Source organism: Pseudomonas sp. B21-036 (assembly GCF_024748925.1).
Classification (GTDB): Bacteria; Pseudomonadota; Gammaproteobacteria; order Pseudomonadales; family Pseudomonadaceae; genus Aquipseudomonas; species Aquipseudomonas palmensis.
The window spans coordinates 4,170,819-4,185,750 of record NZ_CP087178.1 but is presented as its reverse complement, the minus strand read 5'-3'; the positions used below and the strand labels follow the sequence as shown (position 1 = coordinate 4,185,750).

14 protein-coding genes are annotated in these 14,932 nt (G+C 64.3%); 5 read left to right on the top strand and 9 right to left on the bottom strand.

The window, feature by feature from the left end:
- Positions 1 to 48 precede the first annotated feature (48 nt).
- The 3 genes from LOY33_RS18890 to LOY33_RS18880 all read left to right on the top strand — a co-directional run bounded on the left by LOY33_RS18890 (position 49) and on the right by LOY33_RS18880 (position 1,301).
- The gene (locus tag LOY33_RS18890; RefSeq protein WP_043859973.1) at positions 49 to 489 is read left to right on the top strand and encodes a YkvA family protein; all 441 of its coding nucleotides are present in this window, start codon (positions 49 to 51) and stop codon (positions 487 to 489) included.
- A 99-nt stretch (positions 490 to 588) separates the two neighbouring features.
- Positions 589 to 936, top strand: a complete 348-nt coding sequence (locus LOY33_RS18885; RefSeq protein ID WP_043859974.1) for a helix-turn-helix transcriptional regulator — start codon at positions 589 to 591, stop codon at positions 934 to 936.
- Positions 933 to 1,301, top strand: a complete 369-nt coding sequence (locus tag LOY33_RS18880; protein ID WP_043859975.1) for a hypothetical protein — start codon at positions 933 to 935, stop codon at positions 1,299 to 1,301. The genes LOY33_RS18885 and LOY33_RS18880 overlap by 4 nt, the downstream gene beginning before the upstream one ends.
- Here LOY33_RS18880 and LOY33_RS18875 read toward each other — a convergent pair.
- Both LOY33_RS18875 and LOY33_RS18870 read right to left on the bottom strand, forming a co-directional pair.
- Positions 1,283 to 3,058: a GGDEF domain-containing protein gene (locus LOY33_RS18875; RefSeq protein ID WP_054914669.1), complete on the bottom strand. Its 1,776-nt coding sequence runs from the start codon at positions 3,056 to 3,058 to the stop codon at positions 1,283 to 1,285. The two genes, LOY33_RS18880 and LOY33_RS18875, sit on opposite strands and share 19 nt — an antisense overlap.
- Positions 3,059 to 3,181: 123 nt before the next feature.
- The gene (locus LOY33_RS18870; RefSeq protein WP_167400229.1) at positions 3,182 to 5,263 is read right to left on the bottom strand and encodes a carboxy terminal-processing peptidase; all 2,082 of its coding nucleotides are present in this window, start codon (positions 5,261 to 5,263) and stop codon (positions 3,182 to 3,184) included.
- Between the two features lie 139 nt (positions 5,264 to 5,402).
- Here LOY33_RS18870 and LOY33_RS18865 point away from each other — a divergent pair, with 139 nt between their 5' ends.
- Positions 5,403 to 6,365 (top strand): NAD(P)H-quinone oxidoreductase, encoded by a 963-nt coding sequence (locus tag LOY33_RS18865; protein ID WP_043859978.1) that lies wholly within the window; start codon positions 5,403 to 5,405, stop codon positions 6,363 to 6,365.
- Between the two features lie 59 nt (positions 6,366 to 6,424).
- Here the strand turns inward: LOY33_RS18865 and LOY33_RS18860 are convergent, their stop codons facing one another.
- From LOY33_RS18860 to LOY33_RS18835, 6 genes are all read right to left on the bottom strand, one after another.
- Positions 6,425 to 7,078: an HAD family phosphatase gene (locus LOY33_RS18860; protein ID WP_043859979.1), complete on the bottom strand. Its 654-nt coding sequence runs from the start codon at positions 7,076 to 7,078 to the stop codon at positions 6,425 to 6,427.
- Between the two features lie 24 nt (positions 7,079 to 7,102).
- Entirely contained in the window at positions 7,103 to 8,092 is a 990-nt protein-coding gene (locus tag LOY33_RS18855; RefSeq protein ID WP_043859980.1) for an ABC transporter ATP-binding protein, read from the bottom strand.
- Position 8,093: 1 nt separating this feature from the next.
- Positions 8,094 to 8,891, bottom strand: a complete 798-nt coding sequence (locus LOY33_RS18850) for an ABC transporter permease (protein WP_054914667.1) — start codon at positions 8,889 to 8,891, stop codon at positions 8,094 to 8,096.
- The gene (locus LOY33_RS18845; protein ID WP_167400230.1) at positions 8,878 to 9,738 is read right to left on the bottom strand and encodes an ABC transporter permease subunit; all 861 of its coding nucleotides are present in this window, start codon (positions 9,736 to 9,738) and stop codon (positions 8,878 to 8,880) included. Before LOY33_RS18845 ends, LOY33_RS18850 begins: the two co-directional genes overlap by 14 nt.
- Positions 9,717 to 10,523: an alkaline phosphatase family protein gene (locus tag LOY33_RS18840; protein WP_258659623.1), complete on the bottom strand. Its 807-nt coding sequence runs from the start codon at positions 10,521 to 10,523 to the stop codon at positions 9,717 to 9,719. The genes LOY33_RS18845 and LOY33_RS18840 overlap by 22 nt, the downstream gene beginning before the upstream one ends.
- A gap of 79 nt (positions 10,524 to 10,602) precedes the next feature.
- On the bottom strand, positions 10,603 to 11,667 hold the full coding sequence (locus LOY33_RS18835) for an ABC transporter substrate-binding protein (RefSeq protein ID WP_043859983.1): 1,065 nt from the start codon (positions 11,665 to 11,667) through the stop codon (positions 10,603 to 10,605).
- Positions 11,668 to 12,013: 346 nt separating this feature from the next.
- Between LOY33_RS18835 and LOY33_RS18830 the strand changes: the two genes are divergently transcribed.
- Positions 12,014 to 12,727 (top strand): UTRA domain-containing protein, encoded by a 714-nt coding sequence (locus tag LOY33_RS18830; protein ID WP_043859984.1) that lies wholly within the window; start codon positions 12,014 to 12,016, stop codon positions 12,725 to 12,727.
- Here LOY33_RS18830 and LOY33_RS18825 read toward each other — a convergent pair.
- Positions 12,724 to 14,892: a mechanosensitive ion channel family protein gene (locus LOY33_RS18825; RefSeq protein ID WP_123752764.1), complete on the bottom strand. Its 2,169-nt coding sequence runs from the start codon at positions 14,890 to 14,892 to the stop codon at positions 12,724 to 12,726. The genes LOY33_RS18830 and LOY33_RS18825 overlap by 4 nt on opposite strands.
- Positions 14,893 to 14,932 lie beyond the last annotated feature (40 nt).

The following is a 14,932-nucleotide window of genomic DNA, read 5'->3' as shown; positions in this document are numbered from 1 at the left end:
TCCACAAATACTGTGGATAACCTTCCCGGCCCTGCCGTTGGAGGTGGTATGAAAGCACCCTGGAATTTTGCCCGTTTCCTGCCGCTGGCCGAGCGCCTGTTGAGCCGGGGGCGCCTGCCAGCGCTGATCTTCGCCGTGGCGCGCAAGGGCCCGAGCCTGGGCAAGCTCAAGGATGACGTACGCCTGCTGCAGGCGCTGTGCGTGGCGTGGTGGCGTGGCGAGTACCGTGCCATCAGCTCAAGGGCGCTACTGACCATCGTCGCCGGCCTGCTGTACTTTGTCAGCCCGCTGGACGCGATCCCGGACTGGCTGCCCGGCATCGGCCTGCTCGACGATCTCGCCGTACTGGCCTGGGTGCTGAAGACGTTCGACAGCGAGCTGGCGGCTTTTCGCGCCTGGCGCAATCGTCAGTCTCCCGAGAAACTGCGCGTGGTCGAGCGCCTGCCCGACACCCCCGAAGCGTTGCGCCTGGAGCAGGGAAAGCGCTAAATCCGGTTACACCCTGCAATACTGCGCCGGCTGGTACTATATTTGGCATAAGCGCTATACCGAGCGATTACATGCGCAGGTTCTTACAAGGGGGTTGTAATGGGTATTCAGGTTATCAGCCGAGACGGTCAACCCGAGTACGCGGTCGTGCCCTGGGAGCACTATCAAGCGTTGTTGAAGGCGGCAGGTCAACCGGCCGCCACGGCGCAGCCGGCAGGCGTCAACGCCAGCGCCGCTGCACCCACGCCGGCCAGCCTGCCCACATTGAGCGAGCTGGCCGCCTTGCGTGAGGCCAAGGGCCTGGCTGCCGAGCAGCTGGCGCGCAAGGTGGGCATCAGTCCGGTGTACCTGGCGCTGATTGAAAGCGGTGAGCGCGAGCCGGATGCCGCGATCCGCCGCAGCCTGGCCTGGGAGCTGGGCGTGGCAGGCTGGAGCGAGCCGTCGTGAGCGGCGTGCGGATCAGTCGTCAGCAATGGGAGGGGCTGCTGGGCGAGCTGGACGTGGCACGCCGGCAACGCCACCTGCTGACCTACCGCGCCTTGCTCGAACGCCTGGAGCTGCCAAGCCCGGCGATGCAGACCCTGACCGCCGCGCTTGAGTACCTGGCGGTGATCGATGCACGCGCCGAGCAGCCACTGCGCAGCTCGCTGGTGATCAGCCAGGGGGCCAGCCGTTTGCCACGTACCGGCTTTTTCGAATGCGTCGAGCGCCTGGGGCGGTTTTCCGGGCCATCGGACGGCATGGCCGCAGCATCCTGGCATGCCTCGGAAGTGGTACGGGTATTCGAGTACAGCTATCCCGAACAGGCCTGAGGCGCCAGCGCCGTATCGATCAGGTACAGGCTGTGCCCGGGCACATCCTTGGCATGGTGCTTGGCCTGGGAGGCGAGGTCGGCCAGTTGGCCGGCATCCAGTTGCGCGCAGGTATGTGCATGCAGTTGCACCACACCGATCGAGAGTGACAGCAACGGGAATTCCTGGCGCTGGCCCAGGCGGTTGTGCGCGATGAAGCACCCGGCCTCCAGGTGCTCGGTGCGGTAGAAGCGCCGACAGGCATTCTGAAAGTCGTCCAGCAGCACGTTCAGGCGCTGCTCCCAATCCTTCGAACCCAGTACCAGCATGAAGTCGTCGCCACCGATATGGCCGACAAAGTCCCGGCTGGGGTCGACCCGTTCGCTCAGGCACTGGGCCAGGCTCAACAGCACTTCGTCGCCCTTGGCATAGCCATAGATGTCGTTGAAGGGCTTGAAGCTGTCGATGTCCACATAGCAGATCGCTGCCTCGCGCTGTTGCTGCAGCAAGCGGGTCAGGCATTGCTGGATCGGCACGTTGCCCGGCAACAGGGTCAGCGGGTTGGCATAGCGGGCCTGCTGCAGCTTCTGTTCGGTGATCAGCTTGAGCACGTCGATCACCCGCCCCAGGCCCAGGTAGCGACCGTTCTGGGTAATGATGAAGTCTTCCTCGATGCGCTGGCGCGCGCGGCTGGTCAGCAGGCGGCTGACCTTCTGCAGCGACTGGTTGAGCTCCACCGCCAGAAAGTCCTCGTTCATCAGCCGGCTGATCGGCTTGCGCGCATATAGGTCGGTGGCGAACGGCTTGAGCAGCGCGTCGGACAGCGAATGGCGGTGCACGATGCCGCAGGGGCGCTGGGCATGGTCGAGAACAGCCAGCGAGTTGAGGTTGGCCTGGCGGCGAAACAGCGCCAGTACCTCCAGGGTCGCCGTATCGCCACTCACGGCCGGTTGCTCGTTGAGCAGCGCACTCAGATCGCGGCCGTCCTCACCCAGCACCACCGCGCCACTGTGCGTCGCTGACGGCAGCATGGCGGTAGCGTCGCGGGGCGGTTGCTCCTGCGGCCGGCACAGCAGGTAGCCCTGTACCAGGTCGACCCCCATCTCGGTGAGCACCGCCAGCTCCTCGGCCAGCTCGATGCCCTCGGCAATCACCTTGGCCCGCGACGCCTTGGCGATCTGCAGGATCGAGCCGACGAACTCGCGCTTGACCGCATCCTGGTGAATGCCGTCGATGAAATGCCGGTCGATCTTGACGTAGTCCGGGCGCAGTTCCGACCACAGGCGCAGGCTGGAATAGCCGGCGCCCAGGTCGTCCAGGGCAATCGAAAAGCCCATGTCGCGGTAGTGGTGCAGGGCGTTGAACAGCAGTTGGAAGTCGTCGGTGGGGGTTTGTTCGGTCAACTCGATGACCACCCGGCTGGGTGGGATGCCCAGGCTCTGCAGCAGCTTGAGCGTGCGCCCGGACTGGTATTGCGGCTCGAGCAACGACTCGGGCGACACGTTGAGGAACAGCTTGCCTTCCAGTTGCTGCTGGCTGAAACGCCGGCACGCGCTTTCGCGGCAGGCCACCTCCAGTTCGGTCAGGCGGCCGGCATGGCGGGCCACGGCGAACAGGTTGATGGGGGAGTGCAGCGGGCTGTTGGACGGGCCGCGGCTGAGGGCTTCATAACCGAGGATGCGTCGCTCGGACAGGCAGACGATGGGTTGGAACAGGCTGTGCAAGCCGCTTTGAGCCAGGATGGAGCTCAACGCGCTGAGCTGTTCGGTCACGGTCATGGCAGGGCTACCTTGAAAAAAAGGGACTGGGGCCATCGGCGCCCAGTCCCTTATTTCACGACAGAATGATGACTGTTTGATGACCCGAAAAGGGCACCGTCACATTATTTTGCCATTATCGTTTCAGTGCTTGGCCACCGAGGAATTCAGCCCCAGGTAGTCCAGCAGGATGCGCCCGGTTTCGGCGAGGTACGCGTCATCTTCCGGCTTGGTGTCATCCGGCTCGACCGGCAGAGCGTCTTCGTCTTCCTTCTTCAGTTCCTTGAGCGGCTCTTCGCCCTTGGCCTTGCGCCGGATGTTTTCCAGCGCCAGCTGCTTGCCTTCGATGTCGGCATGGCGAGCACGGCGTTCCACCTCGTTGAGGCTGACGGTCTTCTCGTTCATCAACTGCTGGGTCAGGGCCAGGCGATCGCGAATGTAGACGAACTCCGGGTCCTTGGCGCTGCGGTTTTCGTGGCGTGCCTTGAGTTGCGCAAGGAACGGCTTGAACGGGTCGACGGCCGGCTTGATGGCCGGGCGGATGGTGTCCCACGGCATGGCTTCAGGCAGGGCGCTCTCGCCGATCTCCTTGGTGTCGATGATCGACGGGTAGTCGATGTCCGGCAACACGCCCTGGTGCTGGGTGCTCTGCCCGGAAACCCGGTAGAACTTGGCCAGGGTCAGCTTGAGCTCGCCGTGGTTGAGCGGCTGGATGGTCTGCACGGTGCCTTTGCCGAAGGTCTGGCCACCGATGATCAGGGCACGGTGGTAGTCCTGCATGGCGCCGGCGAAAATCTCCGAGGCTGAGGCCGACAGGCGATTGACCAGCAGCGCCAGCGGGCCCTTGTAGAAGGCACCGGTGTTTTCGTCTTCGAGCACGTCGACACGGCCGTCGGCGTTGCGTACCAGCACGGTGGGGCCCTTGTCGATGAACAGGCTGGTCAGCTCGGTGGCTTCCTGCAGGGAGCCGCCGCCGTTGTTGCGCAGGTCGATGACCACGCCGTCGACCTTTTCCTTCTGCAGTTCGGTGAGCAGTTTCTTCACGTCACGGGTGGTGGACTTGTACTCCGGATCCCCGGCGCGGAACGCCTTGAAGTCGAGGTAGAAGGCCGGGATCTCGATGATGCCCAGCTTGTAGTCGCGTCCGTCCTGCTTGAGCTTGAGCACCGACTTCTTGGCGGCCTGTTCTTCGAGCTTGACCGCTTCGCGGGTGATCGAGACGATCTTGCTGGTCTGGTCGTTAGGCGCGTTGCTGGCCGGGATGACCTCCAGGCGCACCACGGAGCCCTTCGGGCCGCGGATCAGCTTGACCACTTCGTCCAGGCGCCAGCCGATCACGTCGACCATTTCCTTGTCGCCCTGGGCAACGCCGATGATCTTGTCGGCCGGGGCCACCTGCTTGGTCTTGGCGGCAGGGCCAGCCGGCACCAGGCGCACGATCTTGACCTGGTCGTTGTCGCTTTGCAGCACCGCGCCGATACCTTCGAGCGACAGGCTCATGTTGATGTCGAAGTTCTCGGCGTTGTCCGGCGACAGGTAGTTGGTGTGCGGGTCGTACGACTGGGCGAAGGTGTTGATGTAGGCCTGGAAGATATCTTCGGCGCGGGTCTGGTCCAGGCGCGCGAGCTGGTTCTTGTAGCGCTTGGTCAGCAGTTCCTGGATGGCCTTGGGTTCCTTGCCGGCGATCTTCAGGCGCAGCACCTCGTCCTTGACGCGTTTGCGCCACAGGTCGTCGAGCTCGGCCTGGTTCTGCAGCCACGGAGCGTCCTTGCGGTCGACCAGCAGGGTTTCCTGGGTGGTGAAGTCGATCTTGTCGACGCCCTTGTTCAGCTCGGCCAGGGCGAAGTCCAGGCGCGATTTCACGCGATCCAGATAACGTTTGTAGATGGTGAAGCCCGGGTCCAGGTTGCCGCTCTTGAGGAAGTCGTCGAACTGCGTCTTCCACTTGTCGAACTCGGCAATATCGCTGGCCATGAAGTAACTGCGCGAGGGATCGAGCAGTTTGATGTAACTGTCGTAGATGATGACCGAGCGCGCATCATTGAGTGGCGGCTTGCTGTAGTGGTGGCGCTTGAGCAACTCGACCACGTTCAGGCTGGCGACCACTTCATCGCGGTCTGGTTGCAACTTGTCCCAACTGTTGGCGGCCGAAGCGGCGCCGGCCAGCGGCAAGCTGCCAAGGCCGATCATCAGGGCGAGGGCAGTGCTGGGCAGGAGATGCTTCATGCTGATTCGACGTAGGGGCAATTGATCACGCATATTAGGCCGTCTTTGAATTCGCCGGTTCCATGGAGCCGGACGCATAATGCAAAAAGCCTGGTGCCAAGGCAGCCAGGCTCAGTCATGACTCAACTATGGAGGCACTGTGAAGGCATTGCAAGGCGTTGACGGACATGTGGAGTGGGTTGAGACGACAAGTCCAACTTGCGATGTAGGTCAAGTACGCATCCGCGTGGCAGCGGCCGGGCTCAATCGCGCCGACCTGTTGCAGCGTGCCGGATTGTACCCGCCGCCACCGGGCGCCAGCGAGTTCCTGGGCCTGGAATGTGCCGGGGTGATCAGCGAAGTGGGAGCCGGGGTGTCCTGGCAGGTGGGCGACCGGGTATGCGCACTGCTGGCCGGTGGCGGCATGGCCGAAGAGGTGGTGGTCGATGCGCGCCACGTGCTGCCGGTGCCCGAGGGCCTGAGCCTGCAGCAGGCGGCTGCGATCCCGGAGGTATACGCCACGGCCTGGCTCAACCTGTTCCAGCTGGGCGGCCTCAAGCCGGGCGAGAAAGTGTTGCTGCACGCCGGCGCCAGCGGCGTGGGGTCGGCGGCCATCCAGCTGTGCAAGGCGTTCGGCAGCCCCAGCTGGGTCAGCGTGGGCTCGGCCGAGCGGCTGGCCTATTGTCAGGCGCTGGGCGCCAGCGGTGGCGTGGTGCGCGGTGACGATATAGAGGCGCTGAACGACTTCGCCCCGTTCGATGTGATCCTGGACCCGGTGGGGGCCAACTATGCGGCGCTCAACCTCAAGCTGCTGGCCCGTGACGGGCGCTGGGTGATCATCGGCCTGATGGGCGGGCGCAAGGCCGAGCTGGACCTGGCCCAGGTACTGGCCAAGCGGGTGCAGGTGACCGGCTCGACCCTGCGCAATCGCGATGACCAGTTCAAGGCCGACCTGCTCAGTGACCTGGGCCAACAGGTGTGGCCGCTGTTCGCCGAAGGGCGCTTGAAGCCGCAACTGGTAGGCAGCTATGCGGTGAAGGACGCCGAGGCGGCGTATGCCGAACTGGCGGGCAACCAGGTATCGGGCAAGTTGGTGCTGGTGATCGACGACAGCCTGGTATAGGGCCCTGTTCGCCGGCAAGGCCGACTCCTGCAGGAGCCGACCTTGCCGGCGAACTTTTTTCAGGCCCAGGCCAGAATCGGCCAGCCATTCTTCTCGGCATGCTCGCGCAGCACCGGGTCCGGGTTCACCACATACGGGTGGTCAACCTTCAGCAGCAACGGCAGGTCATTGCGCGAATCGGAATAGAAGCTTGCGCCTTCCAGGTTCTCTTCCTGCTGGTCCAGCCACTCCAGCAAGCGGGTGATCTTGCCTTCGCGGTAGGTCAGGGTGCCCACGGTCTTGCCGGTGTAGAACCCTTTTTCCACTTCCAGCTCGATGCCCAGGTACTCGTCGATCCCCAGGCGCGCGGCAATCGGTCCCACCAGATGCACACCCGAGGCCGAGATCACCAGAATTCGATCCCCCGCCTTGCGGTGCTCGGCAATGGTGCGGGTGGCCTCACTGAAGATGATCGGCTCGATGAAGTCTTCCACCCACGGCTCGACCAGATGATCGACTTCCTCTGGTGTGCGCCCGATCAGCGGCTCCAGGCTGAACGCCATGTAGTCTTCCATCGCCAGGTGCCCCTTGCCGTAGGCCTCCATCAGCTCACGGTCCCTGCGCAGGAACGACTCACCGTCCACCCAGCCCAGGCGCACCATCTGCTCGCTCCACAGCGAGGCGCAGTCGCCGTGGATCAGGGTTTCATCCAGATCGAAAATCGCTAAAGCCATAACAACAAAACTCCTGTTCGGCCCTCAGGCAACTTCGCAGAGGGCGGTGGGATCGATGGACAAGGATACCCGCTCGCCGTCCGCATGCAGATCGGCGGCTGAACGATTGAGCACATCCACCACCAGCTCCACACCACGCGCTTCGATGCGGTAGCGGATCACGTTGCCCAGCAGGCTGTGACTGCGCACCAGGCCTTCGCGTTCGCCTTCCAGGCTCAACGCGATGGCTTCGGGGCGGATTGCCAGGCGGCTGTTCACCGTACGTTGCAGCAGGCGGCTGGCACTCTGGGCATCGAGCAGGTTGTAGTTGCCGATGAAGCCGGCCGCGAAGGCATCCACAGGTGCGGTGTACAGCGATTCGGCATCGCCGCTCTGCACGATGCGGCCCTGGTTCATCAGGAAGATGCGGTCGGACATGGTCAGCGCCTCTTCCTGGTCATGGGTGACGAAGATGGTGGTCAGGCCCAGCTCGCGCTGGATCTGGCGGATCTGTTCGCGCAGGTGCTTGCGGATGCGTGCATCCAGAGCCGACAGCGGCTCGTCCAGCAGCAACAGGCGCGGGCGGGTCACCAGCGAGCGGGCCAGGGCCACGCGCTGGCACTGGCCGCCGGAGAGCTGGTGCGGGTAGCGGCTGGCAAAGTCCTGCAACTCGACCATGCGCAGCGCCTCGAGTACCCGTGGGCGGCTGTCTTGGCCCTTGATCTTCTGCATGCGCAGGCCGAAGGCGACGTTCTGCTCCACGCTCATGTTGGGGAACAGCGCGTAGCTCTGGAACACCATGCCGATGCCGCGCTTTTGCGGGCTCTGCGGTACCAGGTCCTGCCCGTCGAGCAGGATCCTGCCACTGTCTACAGCGGTCAGGCCGGCGATGCAGCGCAGCAGGGTGGACTTGCCGCAGCCGGAGGGGCCGAGCAGGGTGACGAACTCACCGCGGCCGATCTCGCAGTTGATGTCGTTGAACACCGCGCTGGCGCCGTAGCTTTTTTGCAGGTTCTGGATGCTGACGAAGCTCATTTCAGGTCTTGTCCTTGTTCAGGCGGTTGGCTGCCCAGGTCAGCACCAGCACGAAGAGGAAATAGGAAATCACCAGCGCGCTGTTGAAGTGCCCGCTGCTGTTGCGCATGTTGTTCAGGTACACCTGCAGCGTCTCGTAGCGGGTGCCCACCAGCAGGTTGGCAAACACGAACTCGCCGAACAGGAACGAGAACGACAGCAGCAGCGCCACCATCAGGCCCTTGCGCAGGTTGGGCAGCACCACCAGAAACGCGGCCTGCCAGGTGTTGGCCCCCAGCAACTGGGCGGCATCCATCAGGTCGCGCAGGTTGATCGCCTGCAGGTTGTTGGTGATGGCGCGGTACATGAAGGGCAGGGCCACGGTGAAATAGCAGCCGATCAAAATCCACGGCGTGCCGACCATAGCCATCGGCCCCGAGCCATACAGCTGCAGCAGCCCCACCGACGACACCACCGGCGGCACCGCGAAGGGCAGCAGGATGAGGATGTTCATCAGTGCGTCGAGCCTGGGGAAGTGGTAGTGCACCACGAACAGCAGCGGCAGGATCAGCAGCACCGACAGTACCAGCGCGCCCACGCACACCAGCAGCGACTGGCCGAAGGCGGCCAGAAAACGCGGCTCGCTCCACAGCGCCAGGTACCACTTGAAGGTCAGCCCGCTGGGCAGCAGGCTGGCCGACCAGCTGGTGGACAACGAATAGAGCAGGGTGCCGGCCAGCGGCAGCAGCAGGATCACGAACAGCACGTACACCACCACGCGGTGGTAGAGCCCGGCCGGGCCCGATTCAGCGCGAGACATGGTAGCTCCTCTTCAACAGCCACTGGTGCACCAGCGTGACCAGGGTCATCAGCCCCACCAGGATCATCGCCAGCGCGCTGGCCAGGTTCGGGTTCAGCGAGATGTCGCCGGACACCAGCGCGGCGATGCGGATCGGCAGCACGTTGAAGTTGCCGGTGGTCAGCGCGTAAACCGTGGCGTAGGCGCCCAGTGCGTTGGCCAGCAGGATCACGAAGGTGCCCAGCAGCGCCGGGGTCAGCACCGGCAGGCCGATCAGGCGCCAGTAATCCCAGGCGCTGGCGCCCAGCAGGGCGGCCGATTCGCGCCAGTCTTCGCGCAGGGCGTCGAACGCCGGGTACAGCAGCAGTACGCCCAGCGGGATCTGGAAGTAGGTATAGAGGATGATCAGCCCGGTCTTGGAGTAGAGGTTGAAGTCCTCGATGATCCCGGCCTGCTTGAGCAGCAGGGTCAGCGCGCCGTTGAAGCCGAGCAGGATGATGAAGGCGAAGGCCAGCGGCACGCCGGAGAAGTTGCTGGTCATGTTGGCGAAGGCGTTGACGAAGTCGCGCAGGCGCGAGTCCACCTTGCGCAGCGAATAGCTGCCCAGGATGGCGATCAGGATGCCGAACAGACTCGACCAGAAGCTGATCTCCAGGCTGTGCTGGATGGCCTGGCGGTAGAACTTCGAGCCCAGCACCTTGCTGAAATTGTCCAGGCCCCAGCCGCTTTCGGCCTGCAGGCTGTGCACGGCCACCCAGGTCAGCGGGGCGATCTGGAAGATGATGAAAAATACCGCGAAGGGCAGCAGGCACAACAGCGCCAGCCATTTGCCACGGGTGATCGAGTTCACGAGAGCAACTCCCGGCATACCGGCTTGTCGTGGGGGATGCCGAGCAGTTCGCATACGGTGCCGCACAGTTCGGTCTGCAGGGGCTTGGCGGCCGGGTCGAGGCTGAACCGGTCGCCGAACACGAACAGCGGCACTTCGCGCTCCTCGGGCAACACGCCGTTGTGCGAGCGGTCGTTGTTCATGCCGTGGTCGGCGGTGATCAACACCTGGTAGCCGTCCTGCAGCCAGGTGCTGAGGTAGTCGGCCAGCAGGATATCGGCGCTGCGTGCGCTGTTGCGGTACTGGCTGCTGTCCAGGCCATGCTTGTGCCCGGCATCGTCGATGTTCATCGGATGCACCAGCAGGAAGTCCGGTGCGTGCTTGCGCCGCAGGTACTCGGCGTCGGCGAACAGGTGCGAGTCGGGGTAGTGGTCGGCGTAGTAGAACAGGCCATGCTGGATCGGCAGTTTCGGCGCATGGGTGTGGCGGTCACGCAGCGGTTCGAAAGGGGAGCGGTTGTACAGCTCGCTGACCCAGTGGTAGGCCGCGGCGGCGGTGCTCAGCCCGGCGTCGCGGGCGTAGTGGAAAATGCTGCGTTGGGTGGACAGGCGCGTGACGTTGTTGTGCACGATGCCGCTGTCGATCGGCGGCACACCGGTGAGGATGCATTCGTAGAGTGGTCGCGACAGTGCCGGCAGTTCGCATTCCAGGCGGTACAGGGCGGCGCGGTCTGCTTCTACATAGGCATGCAGGTGGCCCATGGCGTGGTGGGCCACCTGGTGGTTGAGGCCGTCGAGGATGACGAGGATGACGTTGTGGTTCATGGGTGGCTCCGGTGACAGCGATGACCACATCGCGGGTCAAGCCCGCTCCTTGTGGGAGCGGGCCTGACCCGCGATGGTTTCACTCCATCTCGATGATGACCTGCTCCTGCCACTTCTGCGGCAGGGCCTTGGAGGTGGCTTCCCATGCCGCTGCATCCTTGATCGGCTGCGCCGGCGCGTACTGCTCGTTGGGCAGCAGCTTGGCCTGCACGTCCGCCGGCAGCTTCAGGTGCTCGGCACGAATCGGCCGCGCATGGCCGATGGCCAGGTTGGTCTGCCCGGCATCGCTGAAGATGTATTCACGGGTCAGCTTGGCGGCGTTCGGATGCTTGGCGTACTTGTTGATGATGGTGGTGTAGCCGGACATCACCGAGCCGTCGGACGGGATCAGCACCTCGAAGCGTTTCGGGTCGATCTGCTCGCGGTAGCTCAGGCCGTTGAAGTCCCACACCACGCCGACCTCGATCTCGCCCTTCTCAAGGGTCTGGATGGTCGGGTTGGCCAGCGACAGGCGCTTCTGCTGGGCCAGCTTGGTGAACAGTTGCAGGCCCGGCTCGATGTTGGACTCGTCGCCCTTGTAGGCAATGGCTGCAGCCAGTACGCCGTTGGCCGCCTGGGCAGCGGTGCCGACGTCACCGATGGCGACCTTGTACTTGCCCTTTTCCAGGTCGTGCCAGGTCTTGGGAATGTCTTCTTCCTTGACCAGCTGCTTGTTGATGATGAAGGCGATGGTGCCGGTATAGGCCAGTGCCCAGTGTCCGTCCTGGTCCTTGGCCCAGGTCGGTATCTGCTCCCAGGTGCTGGGCTTGTACGGCTGGGTCACGCCCTTGGCCAGCGCAATGGGGCCGAAGGCGGCGCCGACGTCGCCGATATCGGCGCTGGCGTTGTCTTTCTCGGCATCGAACTTGGCCACTTCCTGGGCCGAGCTCATGTCGGTGTCCATGTGCTTGAGGCCGTACTTGCTTGCCAGGTCCGCCCAGGTGCCCTTCCAGTTGGCCCAGGCATCGGGCATGCCGACGCTGTTGACGACGCCTTCCTTGCGGGCGGCGTCCTCGAGGGCCTTGAGGTCGGTGTCCGCGGCCATGGCCGAGGTGCACAGGGCAATACTGGTGCCTAACAGTGAGGCCAGAAAAAGCTGTTTCATCCGAAGCTCCTTGATGGGTGCCGTGCAAAACGCTGAGAGGGTTTCGATTCGGTTGGTCTAGGTCAGCAATACCCGAGCCAAGGTAGGCCGGTTGCATGACAGTTTGATGTCGAAGGCGCCGCGCCAGGTGTGTGCAGCGGCCCTGAAAATAGAGCGTAGACCAGTTTCAAGTGCTTGATCCGCAACGCCTTGACCGCGCTCGACCGGGCCTGTGCGTGACCGTCCGGCGCACTGTCATGTGCCGTTCATGTGGATTGCCTAGGCTTTGGTTACTCCGCCCGGCCATCGTCGCTGCGCCGTTCTGGCACACGCACCAGGCTGGACTAGTCCAGATAGGTAACCCTTGATGCATCGACTGCCCACGCGTGCAGTAACAGCCATATGCAATGCCCTGCAAGAGCAGATCGAGCATGGCCTGCTGGCGCCCGGCTGCAAGTTGCCGGCCGAACGCAAGCTCAGCGAGGTGTTCGATACCACGCGCATCACCCTGCGCGAGGCGCTGGTGCAACTGGAGGCTTGCGGGCTGATCTACCGCGAGGAACGCCGTGGCTGGTTCGTGGCGCCCCAGCGCCTGAGCTATGACCTGATCGAGCGCAGCCACTTCCATGCCATGGTGCGCGACCAGGGTCGACAGCCGGCTACCGAACTGTTGTCGGCCCGGCTGCAGCCGGCGCCGGCGGCGATCTGTGCGCGCCTGCAATTGCCGGCGCTGTCCAGCGTGATCCAGATCTGCCGCCTGCGGCGTATCGATGGGCGCGCGGTGCTCTATGCCGAGCACTACCTCAACCCCGAGTACTTTGCCGGGATTCTGGATTTCGACCTGAGCCAGTCGCTGACCGAGCTGTACGCGCTGCACTACGGCATCGCCTATGGCCGGGTGCGTTTCGAGACGCTGCCCACCGCGTTGCCGGTGGCGGCGGCGATGGCGCTGAAGGTGTCGGCCGGCAGTGCCGGCCTGCATATCACCCGGGTCAACAGCGACCAGCACGGGCGGCTGATCGACTGCGACCTGGAGTACTGGCGCCACGATGCGATTCGCATCGTGGCCGAGGCGGGCTAGGCGTTGGTGTCGACGGGGGCGGTGTCCTGGGCGGGGCCACCGCCGGCGGTCACCACCTGCACCGAAAGACGCGGGGTAGCCAGGTCCAGCCCGGCTTCGTCGAGCTGGCGCTTGAGCGCCAGGTTGAATGCCCGCGACACCTCCCATTGCTTGATCGGCGCGGTCTTGAAGCGCGCGCGCAGCACCGCCGAGCCGGACTCGAAGCTCTCCACCCCCTGGAACTCCAGCGGCGACCAGATATTGCGCCGTTGCAGCGGATCGCTGCGCATCTTCTGGCCCACGTCGCGAACCAGGCCGATGGCCTTGTCGATGCTCATGTTGTAGGGGATGGCGATACGGAAGATCGCGTAGCCGAATTCGCGCGAGTAGTTCTTGATGCTCTTGATCTCGCTGAACGGGATGGTGTGCACGATGCCGTCGATGTCGCGCAGGCGCACGGTACGGATGGTCAGGCCTTCGACGGTCCCCAGGTGGCCGCCTACATCCACATAATCATCGATGGCCAGGGAGTCCTCGATGATGATGAACAGGCCGGTGATCAGGTCGGCAACCAGCGATTGCGCACCAAAGCCGATGGCCAGGCCGATCACACCGGCACCGGCCAGCAGCGGCGTGACGTTCATGCCCATGTTGGCCAGGGCCACGATCACCGCGATGATGAAGATGGCCACGAACAGCACGTTGCGGATCAGCGGCATCATGGTTTGCGCACGGGCATTGGCCAGGCCCTTGCGCGAGCGGGTGAGTGCGTGGTGCACGGCGGTGTCGCTGAGGATCCACACCAGCCAGGCGGCGATCAGCGTACCGGCCAGGCCGAACACGCGCACCGCCACCTCGTGGCCTTCGCCCTCGGTGAAACCGATCAGCGAGAAGCCCCATACACGCAGGCCCAACTCGATGAACACCAGCCAGATGAGCAGGTGCACCAGGGTGTAGCCAAAGCTCTTGAGGCGTTCGGCGTAGACCGCCTGGCGACGGTTGGCCCGCTGCGGCTTGAGCGCATGGCGGCGCACCAGGCCATTGACCACCATGCACATCACCACCAGCACCGTGCACATCAGCGACTGGCGCAGGGCCGTGCTGGTGTCGCCGGCGGACACGAACGTGGCGAACAGCGAAATGCCCACCAGCACCAGGGCCGGCAGGTACCAGAAGGTGCCGAGGATCTCGATGGTGTCGCTCAGGGCGCGGCGCGTCAGGCGCCGAGACAGCGGCTGGTTGCGAATGAGGTGCGCGATGGGGCGGCGAAAGCGCAGGATGAACAGCCCGGTGGACAGCGCCGCCAGAATGTTGGCCAGGGTCGCCAGGGTGTGCGCCAGGTGGTCGCCCAGGGCGGCGGCCATGCGTGGGTCGTTCATCGCCTCGCCGAAGGCGGCAAAGCTGCCGATCAGCCACAGCGGACGGAACGCGCGGTGGCGCAGGATGTACAGGGCGCGGTGGCGGTGCGGGCCATCGAGCAGCGAGAAGGCGATCACGCAGATGGCCGAGAAGCAGGTGCCGACCACCAGGGCGTAGGCCAGTACCATGGCCATCGATTTGCCCAGCGAAGAGGGCAGGGCAAAGCTCAGGTACACGGTGATGATCAGCGCCACCAGCCAAGGCCCGAGCTTGCGCAGGGCGAAGCGCACCAGGTCCCAGGTGCGCGGGTGTTGCGGCAGCTCTTCGGTGAGGCCGAAGCGCAGGCGCACCTGGTGGCTGACCCAGTTCAGCGCGTAGGCCAGCAGGCTCCAGAGCGCGATGATGGCGGCGAAACCGAACAGGATCGTCGGCCATTCATGCACCGGCACCACCCGCGCACTGAGCTCGATCTGGGCCAGTTCCAGTTCGCGGCTCCAGCGGTTGAACGGGCTGGCCTCGCCGCTGAACTGCTTTTCCAGTTCGTTGAAGGTGGTGCCGATCAGGCCCAGCACACCTTGCTCGGCACTGGGCTGGGCTTGCCTGGTGGCGTCGCGCAGCTTCTTCAGGTCGGCCAGCAGCTTGCTGCGTTGCTGGTCGTTCTCGAGGTTCTTGATGACATCGTCGAGCGATTGCGCGAGGGGTTCAGTCGCCTCGGGCTGGGGTTTGCTCGAACCGCCAAGCAGGCCCGGAAGGCCGGCCGCGTGTGCGTGGCCCAGGGGCAGGAACAGAATCAGCAGCAGGGACAGGAAACGCAGGAAGGCAGGCACCGGACGATCAACCTCGAACACTCAATCGCCCGAGTGTAGA

What these genes read in the sequence shown, in the direction of transcription:
- LOY33_RS18890 (WP_043859973.1), top strand. Translation starts at nt 49, where the DNA reads ATGAAAGCACCCTGGAATTTTGCCCGTTTCCTGCCGCTGGCCGAGCGC.
- LOY33_RS18885 (WP_043859974.1), top strand. Translation starts at nt 589, where the DNA reads ATGGGTATTCAGGTTATCAGCCGAGACGGTCAACCCGAGTACGCGGTC.
- LOY33_RS18875 (WP_054914669.1), bottom strand. Translation starts at nt 3,058, where the DNA reads ATGACCGTGACCGAACAGCTCAGCGCGTTGAGCTCCATCCTGGCTCAA.
- LOY33_RS18870 (WP_167400229.1), bottom strand. Translation starts at nt 5,263, where the DNA reads ATGAAGCATCTCCTGCCCAGCACTGCCCTCGCCCTGATGATCGGCCTT.
- LOY33_RS18860 (WP_043859979.1), bottom strand. Translation starts at nt 7,078, where the DNA reads ATGGCTTTAGCGATTTTCGATCTGGATGAAACCCTGATCCACGGCGAC.
- LOY33_RS18855 (WP_043859980.1), bottom strand. Translation starts at nt 8,092, where the DNA reads ATGAGCTTCGTCAGCATCCAGAACCTGCAAAAAAGCTACGGCGCCAGC.
- LOY33_RS18850 (WP_054914667.1), bottom strand. Translation starts at nt 8,891, where the DNA reads ATGTCTCGCGCTGAATCGGGCCCGGCCGGGCTCTACCACCGCGTGGTG.
- LOY33_RS18845 (WP_167400230.1), bottom strand. Translation starts at nt 9,738, where the DNA reads ATGCCGGGAGTTGCTCTCGTGAACTCGATCACCCGTGGCAAATGGCTG.
- LOY33_RS18840 (WP_258659623.1), bottom strand. Translation starts at nt 10,523, where the DNA reads ATGAACCACAACGTCATCCTCGTCATCCTCGACGGCCTCAACCACCAG.
- LOY33_RS18835 (WP_043859983.1), bottom strand. Translation starts at nt 11,667, where the DNA reads ATGAAACAGCTTTTTCTGGCCTCACTGTTAGGCACCAGTATTGCCCTG.
- LOY33_RS18830 (WP_043859984.1), top strand. Translation starts at nt 12,014, where the DNA reads ATGCATCGACTGCCCACGCGTGCAGTAACAGCCATATGCAATGCCCTG.